The sequence below is a fragment of the Streptomyces mexicanus genome (assembly GCF_902506575.1).
GTDB lineage: Bacteria > Actinomycetota > Actinomycetes > Streptomycetales > Streptomycetaceae > Streptomyces > Streptomyces mexicanus.
In genome coordinates this window covers 5,431,074-5,447,555 of record NZ_LR732544.1, presented here as the reverse complement: position 1 = coordinate 5,447,555, position 16,482 = coordinate 5,431,074, and the positions used below count along the sequence as shown (strand labels likewise).

The 16,482-nt window shown below is 72.8% G+C and carries 15 protein-coding genes; 12 read left to right on the top strand and 3 right to left on the bottom strand.

The genetic code is table 11. The features are described 5' to 3' along the window. Positions 1-94: 94 nt before the first annotated feature. On the bottom strand, positions 95-1,378 hold the full coding sequence (locus GV126_RS24455; protein ID WP_159674053.1) for an MFS transporter: 1,284 nt from the start codon (positions 1,376-1,378) through the stop codon (positions 95-97). A gap of 158 nt (positions 1,379-1,536) precedes the next feature. Between GV126_RS24455 and GV126_RS24450 the strand changes: the two genes are divergently transcribed. The 9 genes from GV126_RS24450 to GV126_RS24415 all read left to right on the top strand — a co-directional run bounded on the left by GV126_RS24450 (position 1,537) and on the right by GV126_RS24415 (position 9,913). Then, positions 1,537-2,481, top strand: coding sequence for a LysR family transcriptional regulator (locus GV126_RS24450; protein ID WP_159670601.1), 945 nt, complete (start codon positions 1,537-1,539; stop codon positions 2,479-2,481). A 240-nt stretch (positions 2,482-2,721) separates the two neighbouring features. After that, complete coding sequence (locus tag GV126_RS24445; RefSeq protein ID WP_159670598.1) at positions 2,722-3,063, top strand: YnfA family protein; 342 nt, start codon at positions 2,722-2,724, stop codon at positions 3,061-3,063. A 52-nt stretch (positions 3,064-3,115) separates the two neighbouring features. Further along, a complete protein-coding gene (locus tag GV126_RS24440; RefSeq protein ID WP_159670595.1) occupies positions 3,116-3,892 on the top strand; it encodes an SDR family NAD(P)-dependent oxidoreductase in 777 nt (258 codons plus the stop codon). Continuing rightward, on the top strand, positions 3,889-4,047 hold the full coding sequence (locus GV126_RS35885) for a hypothetical protein (protein ID WP_185946729.1): 159 nt from the start codon (positions 3,889-3,891) through the stop codon (positions 4,045-4,047). The genes GV126_RS24440 and GV126_RS35885 overlap by 4 nt, the downstream gene beginning before the upstream one ends. A 43-nt stretch (positions 4,048-4,090) precedes the next feature. Beyond that, on the top strand, positions 4,091-5,356 hold the full coding sequence (locus GV126_RS24435) for a tyrosine-protein phosphatase (protein ID WP_159670592.1): 1,266 nt from the start codon (positions 4,091-4,093) through the stop codon (positions 5,354-5,356). 174 nt (positions 5,357-5,530) lie between these two features. Then, a complete protein-coding gene (locus GV126_RS24430) occupies positions 5,531-6,331 on the top strand; it encodes an LAGLIDADG family homing endonuclease (RefSeq protein WP_185946727.1) in 801 nt (266 codons plus the stop codon). A gap of 257 nt (positions 6,332-6,588) precedes the next feature. Next, on the top strand, positions 6,589-7,443 hold the full coding sequence (locus tag GV126_RS24425; RefSeq protein WP_159670586.1) for a DUF3558 domain-containing protein: 855 nt from the start codon (positions 6,589-6,591) through the stop codon (positions 7,441-7,443). Between the two features lie 117 nt (positions 7,444-7,560). After that, positions 7,561-8,502 (top strand): DUF3558 domain-containing protein, encoded by a 942-nt coding sequence (locus GV126_RS24420; protein ID WP_159670583.1) that lies wholly within the window; start codon positions 7,561-7,563, stop codon positions 8,500-8,502. A 130-nt stretch (positions 8,503-8,632) separates the two neighbouring features. Further along, entirely contained in the window at positions 8,633-9,913 is a 1,281-nt protein-coding gene (locus GV126_RS24415; RefSeq protein WP_159670580.1) for a DUF2637 domain-containing protein, read from the top strand. Between the two features lie 92 nt (positions 9,914-10,005). Here GV126_RS24415 and lysS read toward each other — a convergent pair whose 3' ends face one another. Beyond that, positions 10,006-11,757: a lysine--tRNA ligase gene (lysS, locus tag GV126_RS24410; RefSeq protein ID WP_159670577.1), complete on the bottom strand. Its 1,752-nt coding sequence runs from the start codon at positions 11,755-11,757 to the stop codon at positions 10,006-10,008. A gap of 266 nt (positions 11,758-12,023) precedes the next feature. On the opposite strand from lysS, the gene argS reads away from it, so the two are divergent. Continuing rightward, positions 12,024-13,793, top strand: coding sequence for an arginine--tRNA ligase (gene argS, locus GV126_RS24405; RefSeq protein WP_159670574.1), 1,770 nt, complete (start codon positions 12,024-12,026; stop codon positions 13,791-13,793). Between the two features lie 96 nt (positions 13,794-13,889). On the opposite strand, the gene GV126_RS24400 is transcribed toward argS, so the two are convergent. Next, positions 13,890-14,270 carry a peptidase inhibitor family I36 protein gene (locus tag GV126_RS24400; RefSeq protein WP_236570086.1) on the bottom strand — a complete coding sequence of 127 codons (381 nt, stop codon included), beginning with the start codon at positions 14,268-14,270 and terminating at the stop codon, positions 13,890-13,892. A 306-nt stretch (positions 14,271-14,576) separates the two neighbouring features. On the opposite strand from GV126_RS24400, the gene GV126_RS24395 reads away from it, so the two are divergent. Both GV126_RS24395 and GV126_RS24390 read left to right on the top strand, forming a co-directional pair. Continuing rightward, complete coding sequence (locus GV126_RS24395; RefSeq protein ID WP_159670571.1) at positions 14,577-15,428, top strand: peptidoglycan-binding protein; 852 nt, start codon at positions 14,577-14,579, stop codon at positions 15,426-15,428. Further along, positions 15,425-16,417, top strand: coding sequence for a helix-turn-helix domain-containing protein (locus tag GV126_RS24390; protein WP_159670568.1), 993 nt, complete (start codon positions 15,425-15,427; stop codon positions 16,415-16,417). Before GV126_RS24395 ends, GV126_RS24390 begins: the two co-directional genes overlap by 4 nt. Positions 16,418-16,482: the final 65 nt, after the last annotated feature.

The window sequence follows — 16,482 nt, the reverse complement described above, 5'->3', positions numbered from 1 at the left end:
GCACAGACGGTCGGCGGCGCCCAGACGGTCGGCGGTCGCAGACCTGATAGGGGTCACCGGATCACCGGTCGCCGCGCTCACCGCGCTCGCCCGGTCAAGCGGCCTCCGCCGCCCCCGCCGTTTCCGCCGCCGGCGTGACCGGTGCGGGCCGCCCCGTCCCCCGCTCGCGCCACGGCAGCAGCAGCGGTGTCGCCAGCAGGAGCAGCCCGGCGGCGCCGATCGCCGTGCGAGGGGTGGTGAGCGTGGCCAGCAGACCCCACAGCGCGGTCAGCGCCGCGGTGGTCGCCTTGCCCGTGACCGACCAGGCCGCCAGCGTACGGGCCACCCGGTCCGACGGGGTCTGCTCCAGCCGGTGGGCCGCGAACACCGGGTTGAAGACGGCACAGCAGGCGATCAGCACCAGCTCGATCCCCATCACCAGCACCAGCCCGGGCACGCCCGGCCGGACGAAGACCAGCCCCACGGGCCAGCACACCCGCAGCGCCCCCGCGGTGAGCATCACCCGCCGCTGCCCGTACCGTGCGACCAGCCGGCGCGCCAGCCGGGAGCCGGCCAGGCCGCCCAGGCAGGGCGCGGCGAAGGCGAGACCGTACTGCCACGGCGCGAACCCCAGCGGGCCGAGCATCAGTACGGCCAGCAGCGGCGCGGCCACCATGATCAGGGCGTTGGTCAGGAGCGTGTGGAAGAACAGCGGCCGCAGCCCCGGGTGGGTCAGGATGAGCCGCCACCCTTCGAGCAGCTCGCCCGCCCGCAGCCGCGCCGGCGTCCCACCCGGTGCCGTCCGCGGCCTCGGCTCGGGCTCCGTCCCGCCGATCGCCCGGATCGCCGCGGCCGACAGCAGATAGCTGACCGCGTCCGCCGCCACGGTCACCACCGGGCCGAACCATCCGATCAACGCGCCCCCGGCCGGCGGCCCCAGCACGCTCGCCGTCCACGTCGTCGACTCGAAGCGGCTGGACGCCACCAGCAGGTCCGCCGCCGGCACCAGACTCTTCAGGTACGCCCCGCTCGCCGCGGCGAACGCGATGTCCGCCGCGGCCACCACCACCGACACCGCCAGCAGCCAGCCGACCCCGAGCCCGCCCAGCGCGAACGCCACCGGCACGCTCGCCAGCGCGGCACACCGCACCAGGTCCGTCGCGATCATCACCGGCCGCTTGCGCCGGAACTCGATCCACGGCCCGAGCGGCGCCGCCAGCACCGCGCCCACCGCCGGGCCCGCCGCCGACAGCAGCGCCACCTCGGCCGACCCGGCGTGCAGCACCACCACCGCGATCAGCGAGAACGCGTCGAAGGCCAGCCAGGTCCCGAACGTGCTGACCGCGTACGCCGTCCACAGCCATCCGAACCGCCGCCCCAGCGCCCGCCGCGCCACCACCGTCCGCACCTCCTCCCGGACCGGCCGTCTCCACCGGCCCTCACCCACCGGGCCTCGCGTATCCAAGCCGCCGGCCGGGCCGCCCGGCAAACAACCGACCGGCCGCCCGGACACAACCGACGGTTGTGACGACCCCCCTGCGGCTAGGCTCGAACGACGTGGACCTCAATGCCGTGCGCACCTTCGTCGCCGCAGCGGACGCGGGCCGGTTCCAGGACGCCGCCACCGACCTGTCGATCACCCAGCAGGCCGTCTCCAAGCGCATCGCCACCCTGGAGAAGCAGCTCGGGGTACGGCTGTTCACCCGGACCGCGCGCGGCGCCCGGCTCACCGTCGACGGGCAGGCCTTCCTGCCCCACGCCCGCGAGCTGCTGCGCGCCGAGGAACGCGCGGCGGCCTCCGTACGCCCCGGCCGGCGGGCCCTGCGCGTCGACGTCATCGGCCGCAAGCTCGCCCCGGCCGCCCTGCTGCGCGACTTCCTGCGCGCCCACCCGGACACCGCGCTGGACGTGGTGACCCTGCACGACGTGGAGGCAGCCGTCGCCGCCCTGCGCGCGGGCACCGTCGACGCCTCGTTCCGCGCCGTCACCATGCCCGGCCGGACCCTGCCCGACGACATCACGGCGACCCCGGTCCTCGACGAACCCCTCCACCTGCTGACGGGCCCGGCCCACCCCTTCGCCGACGCCCGCTCCGTACGCCCCGCCGACCTCGCCGGGCACCCGATCTGGATGCCCGAGCTCGCCCCCGGCAGCGAGTGGGCCGCCTACTACGCCGACCTCGCCGCCGCCTTCGGCCTGGCCATCGATGTCGTCGGCCCCCACTTCGGCACCGTGCCCCTGCCCGACGTCCTCGCCGACTCCCCCAGCCTGACCACCTTCGTCGGTGAACTCACCCGCGTGCTGTGGCCCGCCGACTACGACCTGCGCCGCATCCCCCTGCGCCACCCGGTTCCGGCCTACCCGCACTGCCTGCTCCACCACCGCGACAACCCGCACCCCGCGCTGGCCGCCCTGCGCGACCACCTCACCCGCACCGCGGGCGACCACCGCGTCCCCGGCGAGGTGTGGACCCCGCCCTGGGCCCGCCGCAGCAGCCCGTGACCGCCCGGACCGGCGGCCCTCCGGACGCCCGGGCGTCCGGGCGGGCAGCCTCCGGGCTCGCGGACGTCCGGACGGGCAGCCCGCTGCTCCCGGACGTCCGGACGGGCAGCGCCCAGGTGGCCGGACGTTCGGACGGGCAGCATCCGGGTGGCCGAGCGTCCGGACGGGCAGCATCCGGGTGGCCGAGCGTCCGGGCGGGCAGCGGTCCGGGCGGTCACGGGCCCGTGCGAAGCTGCCCCCATGCCCGTGATCCTCCGCTCCGCCGCCCTGTTCGTCCTCGCCGCGCTCTTCGAGATCGGCGGCGCCTGGCTGGTGTGGCAGGGCGTGCGCGAACACCGCGGCTGGCTGTGGGCCGCCGGCGGCGTGCTCGCGCTCGGCGCGTACGGCCTCGTCGCCACCTTCCAGCCCGACGCCCACTTCGGCCGCATCCTCGCCGCCTACGGCGGGATCTTCGTCGCCGGCTCGATCCTGTGGGGCGTCGTCGCGGACGGCTACCGGCCCGACCGCTGGGACCTCACCGGCGCGCTGGTCTGCCTCGCCGGCATGGCGGTCATCATGTGGGCGCCGCGGAACGGCGGCTGACGTTCGCCTACGCTGGGCGGAGCCGAGCCGGACATTCCCCGAGGAGCAGCCCATGGCCACCGCCGTACCGCCCGCCGCCTCCCGCATCGCCGTCGTCACCGGCGCGAGCAGCGGCATCGGCGCCGCCACGGCGCGGCAGCTGGCCGCCGCGGGATACCGCGTGGTGCTGACCGCCCGCCGCAAGGACCGCATCGAGGCGCTGGCCGAGGAGATCAACGCGGCCGGCCACGCCGCCACCGCCTACCCGCTGGACGTCACCGACCGGGCCGCCGTCGACGAGTTCGCCACCGCCTTCACGACCGTCGGCGTCCTGGTCAACAACGCGGGCGGCGCGCTCGGCGCCGACCCGGTGGCCACCGGCGACCCCGCCGACTGGCGCACCATGTACGAGACGAACGTCATCGGCACCCTCAACCTCACCCAGGCCCTGCTGCCCAAGCTGGTCGCGAGCGGCGACGGCACGGTCGTGGTGGTCTCCTCCACCGCGGGCCACGCCACCTACGAGGGCGGCGCGGGCTACGTCGCCGCCAAGCACGGCGCCCACGTCCTGGCCGAGACCCTCCGGCTGGAGATCGTCGGGCAGCCGGTCCGCGTCATCGAGATCGCGCCCGGCATGGTCAAGACCGAGGAGTTCGCCCTCACCCGCTTCGGCGGCGACACCGAGAAGGCGGCGAAGGTCTACGAGGGCGTCGCCGAACCGCTGACCGCCGACGACGTCGCCGACACCATCACCTGGGCGGTGACCCGCCCCAGCCACGTCAACATCGACCTGCTGGTGGTGCGCCCGCGCGCCCAGGCGTCGAACACCAAGGTGCACCGGGAGCGGTGAGCGCCGACCAGTCCGCGCGGGACGCCGCCGAGCGCGACCGTCTCGCCCTGGAGAAGAAGCGCGAGCGGTACGTCTGGTACTACCTCGGCTACTTCCTCTTCGGCATCCACATCGTGGCGTTCGTCATGATCTACGCCGTACGCCACGCCAAGTGAACCCCCGGACGGCGGGGCGGACGGCAGCCTAGGGTCACTGACCGTGGACCGACACATACACTTCGACGCCCTGCGCAACTTCCGCGACCTGGGCGGCTACGCCACCGCGGACGGCTCGCGCGTCCGCCCGCGCCTGCTGTTCCGCTCCGACGGGCTCGGCAAGATCCGCCCCGGCACCGCGGACTGGGACCGCTTCCTCGCCCTCGGCATCGGCACGGTCATCGACCTGCGCCACGGCTGGGAGGTCGAGCGCCAGGGCCGCGTCCCGGAGCACCCGTCCTTCACCTACCACAACCTCAGCATCGAGCACCGCCCCTACGACCAGCCGTCGCTCGGCCCGGACGTGGAGCCGGGCCCGTACCTGGCCGCGCGGTACCTGGAGGTCGCGGCGGACGGCACCAAGGAGATCCGCCGGTCCCTGGAGCTGATCGCGGACGCGGCCGCCTCCGGCACCCCCCTGGTCTTCCACTGCGCGTCCGGCAAGGACCGCACCGGCCAGCTGGCCTCCCTGGTCCTGGCCCTGCTCGGCGTGCCGGAACCGACGATCGTGGAGGACTTCAGCCTCACCGAGCTGGCCGCACCCGCGCTCCTGGCCGACTGGCGGGCGCGCAACGGCGGCCGCACCCCGTCCTGGCCGGGCTACGGCCGCGCCCCCGCCGCCGTGATGCGCCTGTTCCTGGCCGCGCTGAAGGAGACGTACGGCTCGGTCGAGGCGTACGTCACCGACGCCCTCGAACTGGACGCGGCGGACCTGGCCGCAACCCTGCGCGCCCACCTCCTCGCGCCCGCCCCGACGACCTGGCCGGCGCTGACGTACCGTCCGGCGACCGCGGAGGACGCCCCCGCCCTGGTCCGGCTGCGCGACACCGTGGCCCTCGGGCAGCTGGCCCGCGGCATCGACCAGTGGAAGCCCGGGGAGAAGGACGAGGCGCACTTCCGCACCCGCATGCGCAAGGGCGAGGTGTGGCTGGCACACGCGGGCGACGACCTGGCCGGCGCCTTCGAACTGTGGTGGGACGACCCCGCCGCCTGGGGCCCCCGCCCGGCCGACGCCGGCTACATCCACCGCCTGATGGCCACCCCGCACACCGCGCCGCCGGGCACCGGCCGCCGGATGCTCGCCCGGGCCGAGGCCCGCACCGCCGCCTCCGGCCGCCCCTGTGCCCGCCTCGACTGCCTCGCCACCAACCCGCGCCTGCGCGCCTACTACGAGGCGGCGGGCTACACGGTCGTCGGCGAACGGCCCGCGACGACGGACGGCACGGGCAGCCCGTACGCGGTGACCCTCATGGAGAAGCGGCTCGGTTAACTCACACAGGTGAACGTCGTCGATCACCCGAACGGCGGGCGAACTGCCGACCTAGGCTCACGCCATCACCGAGAACGACGGCCTTCGACCGGGCGGCATCCCGGCCGAAGGCCTCACCAGCACGGAAGTGGAGGCTTCCCTGTGGCTGACTGCGAGCCTAACGCCCCCCGGTTCATGGACCTCACGGTGCCCGAGTATGCGTACATGTTCGGGTTCCTGCAGGCCGACGGGCACCTGTACCAGGGCATCGGGCAAAAGGGGTGTCTGACGGTCGAAATCAGCGCCCGAGACAAGCACCTCCTGCACGCGTTCCAGAAACTGACGCCCTACAACAGCAGCATCACGGAACGCACCCGGTCGACCAACTTCGCCGAGACCCACACCGCCGCCATCTGGTCCCTGTGTGCCCTGGAAGCAAGAACCAAGATCCACCAGCTCGGTCTGCCCTACGGGCGCAAGTCCCAAGCGATCGCTCCGCCCGATGTCGAGTTCTCGCGCCGGGACTATCTGCGGGGCTTGATCGACGCGGACGGCTCAGTCGGCTTCACCAGCAGGGGCTTTCCCTTCGTCTCCCTCACCACGGCCAGCAGCGCCATCGCCTCCTACCTCTGCGACTACGGGAAGGACGTCACCGGAGTCACTCGCAACCCGCAGCGCAACGCCCGCGACGGCATCTTCAACGTCCTCTACATGATGGAGTTGGCTCAGCGCCTGGCTGCCGAACTGTACTACCCAGGCTGTCTCTCACTGGAACGCAAGCACACGGCCGCCGACTCGCTCTCGGCATGGGTACGGCCCCCAGGAATGAGGGCCGCCCACACAAGGCGTCGCTGGACCGAGTCCGAAGACCGGATCCTGCTCGAACTCAACAGCCCCATGGCCGCTGCAAAAGCGCTCGGCAGGACCACCCAGAGCTGCAATCTCCGCCTATGGCGTCTGCGCAACGGCAAAGTCTCCTCGCCCAGCGATCAGTGATCCGGAAGGGAGGCCCGACACCGGGGCCTCCCTTCCGTCTCTGACCCCCGTGAACCCCGCGAACGGGGCAAAAGACCTATACCGCAATACCGGCGCCAAGGTCGACGAAACAGGACAACGGACCGGCGTCCACGGCAGTGCGTGCGATACACATTGTCTTCGCCACACGCCCTCGCCCGGCAACCGAATTACCGGCGGGGACCTGCGGTCACCAGCGCACGACCACCGTCGAACCGTTCGTCGAGAGGAGCCCGTCCGTGCTGCGGAAGGCCTATGGATCCGGCGCGGCCGCACTGCTCGCGGCACTGCTGCTGGCCGGTTGCACCGGCGGCTCGTCGGGCGGCGGCACGGCGGACGGCACCAACCCGGACGGCCCGGGCACGGCGCAGGCCCAGGCGCAGCCGGGCAAGTACCGCACACTGCCGGAGGCCTGCGGCTCGGTCGGTCACCGCATGCTCGACTCCCTGCTGCCGGGCATCAAGCAGATCACGGACCCGGAGCAGCGCGACAAGGCGTACGCGGGCGAGGACACCCTCACCTACGACACCGACCGCAAGGTCGGCTGCCGGTGGACGGTGGACTCCCCGCAGGCCACCGACCACCTGTACGTGGACTTCGAGCGGGTCGTCTCCTACGACAACACGGTGAGCGACGACACTCAGGCGGAGTCGGTCTTCGCGGCCAAGCAGAAGGCGGCCGGCCTTCCCGCGACGCCGACGGGCTCTGGTGCGACGAGCAGCGGTTCGCACAGCGCCGCGGGCAGCGGCTCGGCGTCCGGTTCCTCCTCCCCCACTCCGTCCTCTTCCTCCGGTTCCTCCGGTTCGTCCCCGTCCTCACCTCCTTCGGCTCTTTCGTCCTCCTCCGCGGAGGATCTGCAGCCCCGCACCCTCGGCGACCTGGGGGACGAGGCGTTCCTCGACGACCGGCTCGGCAGCTCGGGTTCGACGGCCCGGCAGCGGACGGTCACTGTGGCGTTCCGCACGTCGAACGTGGTCGTGACCATCGAGTACGAGGAGCAGCCGGCGGTCGCCAGTGCGGTCCCGGACAGCAAGGAAATGCAGGACAAGGCCCGGAAACTGGCGGCGCAACTGGCGGATTCGCTGGGTGGTTGACCCGTCGGGCGCGGCCCGCGCCGGGGGCGGGTGCCACCGGGGAAGTACGACCATGTGAGCGGCGCAGCGCGTACGGTGGCCCCTCGGAACCGTTCCGACCCAGGAACCACGAGTGTCATGAGTGAAGGAACCATGCAGCGAGCAGCCCACCGAGACCAGCGTGACCGGCGCAGCGCAGGAGGACGGCGGCGCGGCCGCGTCCTTGTGGGTGCGGCGGCCGTCCCCGTGCTGCTGCTGGCCGCGGCCTGCTCCTCGGGCTCGGACTCCGGCTCGGGCGACGGGGCCAAGGAGACGCAGGCCGGCAAGGCGGAGGTGTCGGCGAGTCCGAGCGCGTCGCCGACGGTGCAGGCGGCGCGGTACGCGAAGTTGCCCGAGGCGTGCAAGGTGCTGTCGGGCAGGACGCTGGACGATCTGGTGCCCAAGGCCGACGAGGCGGGCAAGGAGGGCACGTCCAGCGATGTGTCCCAGCGGGCCAGCTGCTCCTGGGACAGCCTGCAGAACCGCGGGGTGAAGGGGTCTCAGTTCCGCTGGCTGAACGTGTCGTTGCTGCGTTTCACGTCGGATCAGACGCGGGGCACCGGTGAGCGGCAGGCGCAGGAGTTCTACCGCAAGCAGGTCCAGGACGCGCAGTCCGTGGACGGTGCGAAGAACACCAAGGCCGAGCCGGTGTCCGGGACGGGCGACGAGGCGACGGCGGTGCGCTACGACCTGAAGAAGAAGGAAGGCGCCTTCAAGCAGCAGACGGTCGTGGCGCGGGTGGCGAACGTGGTGGTCACGGTGGACTACAACGGTGCCGGGCTGGCCGGAGACAAGACCCCGGACGCCGACGACCTGATGAAGTCCGCGGAGAAGGCCGCCGAGGAGGCGGTGACGGCGGTGGCGAAGGCCAACGGCGACAGCACGGCCGCCTCCGGCTCGGGTTCGTCGTCGTCGACCGGGTCGCCGTCCGCGTCGGCGTCGAAGGGCGCGTCGGGCAAGGGCGAGGGTTCGGCGAGCCCGTCGCCGTCGAAGTCGTCCTCCGCGTCCGCCTCCGCGTCGGCGTCCGCCGCGAAGAGCTGAGCGGCCGGTCCCCACGGGCGGGCAGACGGATCCGGCCGTTCGCGTCTCGCACGGGTGTGCCACTCTGTTGCGCGCAACAACACGCAATGGGAGGGGAGTACGAGTGGCCGCGCCACTGCAGCTGACTCGGATGCACCGCGTTCTCATCGGCGTGGTCGTGACGGGCGCCCTGATCATCGCCGGGATCGGCTTCGCGGGGTCGTACGCGGCCGTGCGCGCACTGGCCGTCAAGAAGGGCTTCGGGAACTTCAGTTACGTGTTCCCGGTGGGCATCGACGCGGGTATCTGCGTGCTGCTCGCCCTGGACCTGCTGCTGACGTGGATCCGGATCCCCTTCCCGCTGCTGCGTCAGACGGCGTGGCTGCTGACGGCGGCGACGATCGCGTTCAACGGTGCGGCCGCCTGGCCGGATCCGCTGGGTGTGGGCATGCACGCGGTGATCCCGGTGCTGTTCGTGGTGGCGGTGGAGGCCGCCCGGCACGCCATCGGGCGGATGGCGGACATCACGGCGGACAAGCACATGGAGGGGGTCCGCCTCACCCGCTGGCTGCTGTCGCCGGTGCCGACGTTCCTGCTGTGGCGTCGGATGAAGCTGTGGGAGCTGCGCTCCTACGATCAGGTGATCAAGCTGGAGCAGGAGCGGCTGGTCTACCAGGCGCGGCTGCGGTCCCGGTTCGGGCGGGCCTGGCGGCGCAAGGCTCCGGTGGAGTCGCTGATGCCGCTGCGGCTGGCCCGGTACGGGGTGCCGCTGGCGGAGACGGCCCCGGCGGGGCTGGCGGCGGCGGGCATCGAGCCGGTGCTGATCCCGCCGGCGCCGCAGGCCGAGGCGGCCGCGGCGGGGCGGCCCGCCGCGGCGCCCGCGGCCGGCTCCTCCGGGGGGGCGGCGGGGGGGGGGGCGCCCGCCGGCGGGCAGCGCCCGCCGCTGGGCGGCGGCGCCCCCGCCGAGCCGCCGGAGGCCGCCGCGGAGGCGGACCAGAGCCCGTGGTTCAACGTGCCGCGGCAGATCGAGTACCACGGCGACTACGACCCGACGTACGACCCGGCCGAGCAGTACGCGCACTGGTACGAGGAGCAGCGGCAGGCGGAGGAGTACCGGGACCAGTACGAGGAGGAGCCGCCGCTGCAGGAGCCGGCTCCGGAGGAGACGGGCACCTTCCCGATCCCGGTGGGTCCGAACCGTACGCGCGAGCTGGGCGAGGGCGGGGGCACCGAGCCGGTGGAGCCGGGCGAGGACGACTACTACCAGGTCTTCCGGCAGTCGATCAACGGCAGCCTGCCGACGCCGCGGGAGTTCGCGGACGCGGTGGAGGCGACGTACGGGATCACGCTGCCGCCGCGGGAGGCGGCGCGCATGGTCAACCGATTCGGCAACCGCTTCAACGCGGAGCTGGAGGAGGACCACATCTCCTGACGGCGCTGCGCACGCCCACGGACAGCATGCGGAAGGGGGGCGCCCGGTGTCACCGGGCGCCCCCCTTCCGCTTGGCCTGCGAGGGGCCGCGTCTACTCGCCGAGCAGCTTGCGCACCCGCTCCTGGCCCACCGCCAGCAGCAGCGTGGGCAGGCGCGGGCCGGTGTCGCGGCCGACGAGCAGGTGGTACAGCAGCGCGAAGAAGGACCGCTGGGCGGTCTTGATCTCCGGCGGCAGTTCCTTGGGGCCGGCATCGGCGGAGAACCCGGCCTGCACCTTGGGCACGCCGTAGACGAGGTGGGTGAGCCCGTCGAGCGACCAGTGCTCGGCGAGGCCGTCGAGCAGCAGCCGGACGGACTGCTGGGAGGGCTCGTCGAGGGACTTCAGCAGGTCGGTGTCGGGCTCGTCGCGGACGATGGTGCGCTGGTCGGCGGGGACGTGGGTGTTGATCCACGCCTCGGCCTTGTCGTACCGGGGGCGGGCCTCGTCCAGCGAGGTCAGCGGCCGGGAGGGGTCCAGTTCGCTGAGGATGCGCAGCGCCTGGTCCTCGTGGCCGGCGGTGATGTCGGCGACGGAGGCGAGCGTGCGGTAGGGCAGCGGGCGCGGCGTCTTCGGCAGCTCGCCGGCGGCGGTGCCCACGGCCCGGGTGTAGGCGGCGACGTCGCCGGGGAGCGCGGAGCCGTCGGCGACCTTGGCGGCGAGCTTGTCCCACTCGTCGTACAGGCGCTGGATCTCCTGGTCGAAGGCGATCTTGAAGGACTGGTTGGGCTTGCGCCGGGCGTACAGCCACCGCAGGAGCTGCGGCTCCATGATCTTCAGCGCGTCGGCCGGGGTGGGCACGCCGCCGCGCGAGGAGGACATCTTCGCCATGCCGGAGATGCCGACGAAGGCGTACATCGGGCCGATGGGCTGCTTGCCGCCGAAGATCGGCACGATCTGCCCGCCGACCTGGTACGAGGAGCCGGGCGAGGAGTGGTCGACGCCGGAGGGCTCGAAGACCACGCCCTCGTAGGCCCAGCGCATGGGCCAGTCGACCTTCCAGACCAGCTTGCCGCGGTTGAACTCGCTCAGCCGGACGGTCTCGGAGAAGCCGCACGCGGTGCAGGCGTACGTCATCTCGGTGGAGTCGTCGTCGTAGGCGGTGACGGTGGTGAAGTCCTTCTCGCAGTTGCCGCAGTACGGCTTGTACGGGAAGTATCCGGCGGAGCCGGAGCCGTCGTCCTCGCCGGCGGCGCCCGAGCCCTCGGCGGCCTCCAGCTCGGCCTCGTCCACCGGCTTCTGCCTGGCCTGCTGCTTCTTCTGGTCGGCCGGCTTGGGCTTGGTGCGGTACTGGGCGAGGATCGCGTCGATCTCCGCGCGGTGCTTCATCGCGTGCAGGATCTGCTCGCGGTAGGCGCCGGAGGTGTACTGCCGGGTCTGGCTGATGCCGTCGAACTCCACGCCCAGCTCGGCCAGCGAGGCGATCATGGCCGCCTTGAAGTGCTCGGCCCAGTTCGGGTGCGCCGAGCCCCGGGGGGCGGGCACGGAGGTCAGGGGCTTGCCGATGTGCTCGGCCCACGACTCGTCGATGCCGCTGACCCCGGCCGGAACCTTGCGGTAGCGGTCGTAGTCGTCCCAGGAGATCAGGTGCCGCACCGCGTGGCCGCGGCGGCGGATCTCGTCGGCGACGAGGTGCGGGGTCATGACCTCGCGCAGGTTCCCCAGGTGGATGGGGCCGGACGGCGACAGACCGGACGCGACGACGACGGGTTTGCCCGGGGCCCGGCGCTCCGACTCCTCGATGACCTCATCCGCGAAACGGGAGACCCAGTCGGTGGTCTCGGTGCTCTGAGCCACGATCGGCACGTCCTCTTTTTCTGAAGGTTCTCTGAAAGGTTGCAGCGGCAGGTCGTCTCGGCGATCTTCGGGCGCCGTACCAGGCCGCCCGGCCGGCCACAGCCTGGCCACTGCCATTGTCCCAGGCGGTCCGACATCCGCGAAAACGCCTTTTCACCGCAGGGGACGAGGCCGCGCGGCCCGGGGTTGGCCCGGCGGGAAAAAAATCCGCTTGGCTCCCCGTGGGATACTGGGCGGGTCTATCCATCCCCACGAGGAGAACGGCACCCATTCCTATGGCCTCGGTCACGTCCCTCACGTCCGCCGTCCACCAGCGCCTCGCGAACGCCCTCACGGCAGCCCTGCCGGAGCGCGCCGACGCGGACCCGCTGCTGCGACGCAGCGACCGGGCGGACTTCCAGGCCAACGGCATCCTGGCGCTGGCGAAGAAGGCGAAGGCGAACCCGCGGGAGCTGGCGGCCCAGGTCGTGGAGCGGGTGGTCACCGGTGACGTGATCCAGGACATCGAGGTCTCCGGACCCGGCTTCCTCAACATCACGGTCACCGACCGGGCGATCGTGGAGAACCTGGCCGCGCGCGCCGAGGACCCCGCGGGCCGGCTGGGCGTGCCGCACGCCGAGCACCCCGGCACCACGGTGATCGACTACGCCCAGCCGAACGTGGCCAAGGAGATGCACGTCGGCCATCTGCGGTCGGCGGTGATCGGCGACGCGGTGGTGCAGCTGCTGGAGTTCACCGGCGAGAACGTGATCCGCCGGCACCACATCGGCGACTGGGGCACCCAGTTCGGCATGCTCATCCAGTACCTGGACGAGCACCCGCACGAGCTGGACCACAAGGCCGGCGAGGTCAGCGGCGAGGAGGCGATGTCGAACCTCGACCGCCTCTACAAGGCCGCGCGCAAGCTGTTCGACTCCGACGAGGAGTTCAAGACCCGCGCCCGGCGCCGGGTGGTGGACCTGCAGGCCGGCGACCCGCACACGCTCGCCATGTGGCAGAAGTTCGTCGACGAGTCGAAGATCTACTTCTTCTCCGTCTTCGAGAAGCTGGACATGGAGATCCGCGACCCCGACATCGTCGGTGAGTCCGGGTACAACGACATGCTGGCGGAGACCTGCCGCCTGCTGGAGGAGTCGGGCGTGGCGGTCCGCTCCGAGGGCGCGCTGTGCGTGTTCTTCGACGACGTCAAGGGCCCCGACGGCAAGCCGGTCCCGCTGATCGTGCAGAAGTCCGACGGCGGCTACGGCTACGCGGCCACCGACCTGTCCGCGATCCGCGACCGCGTCTTCAACCTCAAGGCGGACAGCCTGCTGTACGTGGTGGACGCCCGCCAGTCGCTGCACTTCAAGATGGTCTTCGAGACCGCCCGCCGGGCCGGCTGGCTCGGTGACGACGTCAAGGCCCACCAGCTGGCGTTCGGCACCGTGCTCGGCAAGGACGGCAAGCCGTTCAAGACCCGTGAGGGCGAGACGGTCAAGCTGGAGGACCTGCTGGACGAGGCGGTGGAGCGGGCCACGGCCGTGGTGCGGGAGAAGGCCGAGAAGGTGGGCCTGTCCGAGGAGGAGATCGTCGAGAACGGCCGGTACGTCGGCATCGGCGCGGTGAAGTACGCCGACCTGTCCACGTCCGCCGTGCGCGACTACAAGTTCGACCTGGACCAGATGGTCTCGCTCAACGGCGACACCTCCGTCTACCTGCAGTACGCCTACGCCCGGATCCAGTCCATCCTGCGCAAGGCCGGCGAGGCCCGGCCGGTCGCCCACCCTGAGCTGGCGCTGGCCCCGGCGGAGCGGGCGCTGGGCCTGCAGCTGGACCGGTTCGGCGAGACGGTGCTGGAGGTCGCGGCGTCCTACGAGCCGCACAAGCTGGCCGCGTACCTGTACCAGCTGGCCACGCTGCTGACGACGTTCTACGACCAGTGCCCGGTGCTGAAGGCCGACACCGCGGAGCAGGTGGAGAACCGGCTGTTCCTCGTCGACCTGACGGCCCGCACCCTGCACCAGGGCATGGCCCTGCTGGGGATCAGGACGCCCGAGCGGCTCTGAGCGGTCCCGGCGTCCGGGCGGGCGGCGACGCGACGACGTGCCGAGGGCGGCACCTCCTGCCGGGGGTGCCGCCCTCGGGCGTGTCGGCGGGGTCGGTCAGCGGCAGTTCACCCACGTGTTGGACTTGATGTAGTGGTGCAGGTTGTCGGTGGCCTTGTAGCCCCGGGGGACGATCCCGCTGGAGCCGCCGTAGTTCTTCTTGGCGTACCACCGGAAGTCACACGACTTGCCGTGGTTGTACCAGGACTTGAAGTCCTGGAAGACCGAGAACTTGGTCAGGTCCGCGTTCTTCCCGGCGACCTTCTGCATGTGGCCGGTGTAGTTCTTGCCGGACCAGACGCAGAACCAGCCCGACGGGCAGGACGACGCCGCCTTCGGCGTCACCTCCGCCGCCGCGCCGGCCGTGCCCGCGGCTCCGGCCAGCAGGCCGCCGGTCAGTGCGATGCCACCGGCCACGGCTGCGAACTTCCTGGTCATGCGCATGCTGCTACCCCCTGTGAGATCCGGGTGGGCCGGCCGCGGCGGCCGGCCCGCCACGAGACTGCGCCGCCGCCGGCCCGAGGCGCCACACAGCCCGGCCAGGTGACGCCCCGACGGGACGTCCCACGCGCTGACCTGCCGGGACGCCGTCGCCGAAGTCGCCGCGGCGGGACGGCCGGGGGGACGGGCGGGTGGCCGATTCCCCCCTGATGCGGGAATCGCGTTCCGGTACGGGCCCTCGGCCGTGGGGCAGTATCCAAGAGGGTCCGGGACCAGGACCCGTCAGAACGCGAGTGGGGGAACATGTCGCGTTGGAAAGAGCTGCCCGAGGAACTGAATCCACGCGTCCGCCAGTTGGTGGTCCGCCTGCGCCGGCTCAAGGACCACAGCGGGCTGAGCCTGCGGCAGCTGGCGGCGAAGACGGGCTACAGCGCGAAGTCGTGGGAACGCTATCTGGGCGGCAGATCGCTGCCGCCCAGGGACGCCGTGGAGGCGCTGGCCAGGATCGGCGCCGACGACCCGACCCGGCTGCTGGCGCTGTACGAGGTGGCCGCGGAGGCGTGGGGACGCGAACGCGAGGCCGTGCCCGCTCGGACGGAGGGCGGGGCGGGCGAGGACGCGGGCGCCTGCGAGGCCACGGACTCCTGCGCCGCCGCCGGCACCGGCCCGCCGGCCGGCGGGCCGGCGGGGTCGGAGCGGGAGCAGCCCGGTCCACGCGGGCGGGCGCTGCACATCACGGTCGTGGCGGGGGTGGTGACCCTGGTGCTGGCCCTCTCCTCGGTGGTCCTGGTGCTCGTACGGAACTCGGGCGGCGACGGCCGCACCGCCGCGCACTCCGGCCCCTCCACCACGCCGCCGCCGGCCGCCACGTCCTCGCCGGCCCTACCCACCTACACCTGCCGGTTCGAGCGGCGCGCCGGCCAGTGGTACGCCGGCAACAGCCGCACCCAGGACGCCATCCTCGCCAACGGCCTGGCCGGCCCGGACATCGCCGAGGCGCAGTGCCTGCTGCGCCGGGCGGGCTTCTCCCCCGGTGACGTGGACGGGATCTACGGCCCGCTGACGGAGAACGCCGTCAAACGCCTGCAGAAGCGGGCCGGCCTGGTCGTGGACGGCATCATCGGCCCGCACACCTGGAAGGCCCTGCGGGGATGACACCACCGGAACCACCGCAGCCACCGAAGCGACCGCGACCACAGGAGCGACCGCAGCCGCCGGAACAGGCGCGGCTGACCGCCGCGCTGCGGGAGCTGAGGCAGCGCACCGGCCTGAGCCTGGCGGCGCTGGCGCAGCGGACCCCGTACAGCAAGTCCTCCTGGGAGCGTTACCTCAACGGCAAGACGCTGCCGCCGCGCCGGGCCGTGGAGGACCTGTGCCGGCTGGCCCGCGAGCCGGCGGGGCGCTGCCTGGCGCTGTGGGAGATCGCGGAGTCGCAGTGGAGCGGTCGCGCGGCCGCAGCGACCGCGGCCGGCACCCCCTTTGGCAGGATCGCCGACACGACCGCCGGCGCCTCCTCCGGCACGACCGCCACGCCCTCCTCCGGCACCTTCTCCGGCACGGCCGCCGGTGTGCCCCCGCCCTCCTCCGCGCCCCCGCCGCGAAAGGCCCGGTGGTTCGGGCGGAAGGGCGGGGTGGCGCTGGCGGTGCTGGTGTCGGTGTGCGCCGTGGCCGTCGGGAGCCTGACCGCGGCGCTGGTGCTGCTGCCGCACCGGGACGTCCCGCCCCGGTCGTCGCTGTCCGCGCCGTCGTCGGCCACCGGCCCCCGCTGCCGTGCGGCCACCTGCGAGGGCGGGAACCCGATGCAGCTGGGCTGCGCCCTCGGCCTGGTCACCGTCGCCTCGTACCGCACGGCCACGGGCGCGCGGGTGGAACTGCGCTACCACGACGGGTGCCGGGCCGGCTGGGCGCGGATGTGGCACACGCGGATCGGCGATCGGCTCGCCGTGACCGCGGGCGGACCGACTCGTTCCGCCACGGTGCGGGACGGCCTCGACGCCGCGTCCTACGTCTACACGCCGATGACCGCGGCCCGCCCGGGCACGGTCCTGCGCGCCTGCTTCCGCCCGGCGGACGGCGGCGGCACGGAGTGCTTCACCGGCCGGGTGCGACCGGGTCCCCCGCACACGCCACCGGCGGCGGGGTGAGGGGGCCTCGGGGCACGAGGTCCGCGAGGGAAGACGCTCTTGCCGACCCGTTCCAGGGCGGTGAC

Coding starts and splice junctions, on each gene's coding strand:
- GV126_RS24445 (WP_159670598.1), top strand. CDS start 2,722: ATGCCCGTGATCCTCCGCTCCGCCGCCCTGTTCGTCCTCGCCGCGCTC.
- GV126_RS24440 (WP_159670595.1), top strand. CDS start 3,116: ATGGCCACCGCCGTACCGCCCGCCGCCTCCCGCATCGCCGTCGTCACC.
- GV126_RS24430 (WP_185946727.1), top strand. CDS start 5,531: ATGGACCTCACGGTGCCCGAGTATGCGTACATGTTCGGGTTCCTGCAG.
- GV126_RS24420 (WP_159670583.1), top strand. CDS start 7,561: ATGAGTGAAGGAACCATGCAGCGAGCAGCCCACCGAGACCAGCGTGAC.
- GV126_RS24415 (WP_159670580.1), top strand. CDS start 8,633: ATGCACCGCGTTCTCATCGGCGTGGTCGTGACGGGCGCCCTGATCATC.
- argS (WP_159670574.1), top strand. CDS start 12,024: ATGGCCTCGGTCACGTCCCTCACGTCCGCCGTCCACCAGCGCCTCGCG.
- GV126_RS24400 (WP_236570086.1), bottom strand. CDS start 14,270: ATGACCAGGAAGTTCGCAGCCGTGGCCGGTGGCATCGCACTGACCGGC.
- GV126_RS24395 (WP_159670571.1), top strand. CDS start 14,577: ATGTCGCGTTGGAAAGAGCTGCCCGAGGAACTGAATCCACGCGTCCGC.
- GV126_RS24390 (WP_159670568.1), top strand. CDS start 15,425: ATGACACCACCGGAACCACCGCAGCCACCGAAGCGACCGCGACCACAG.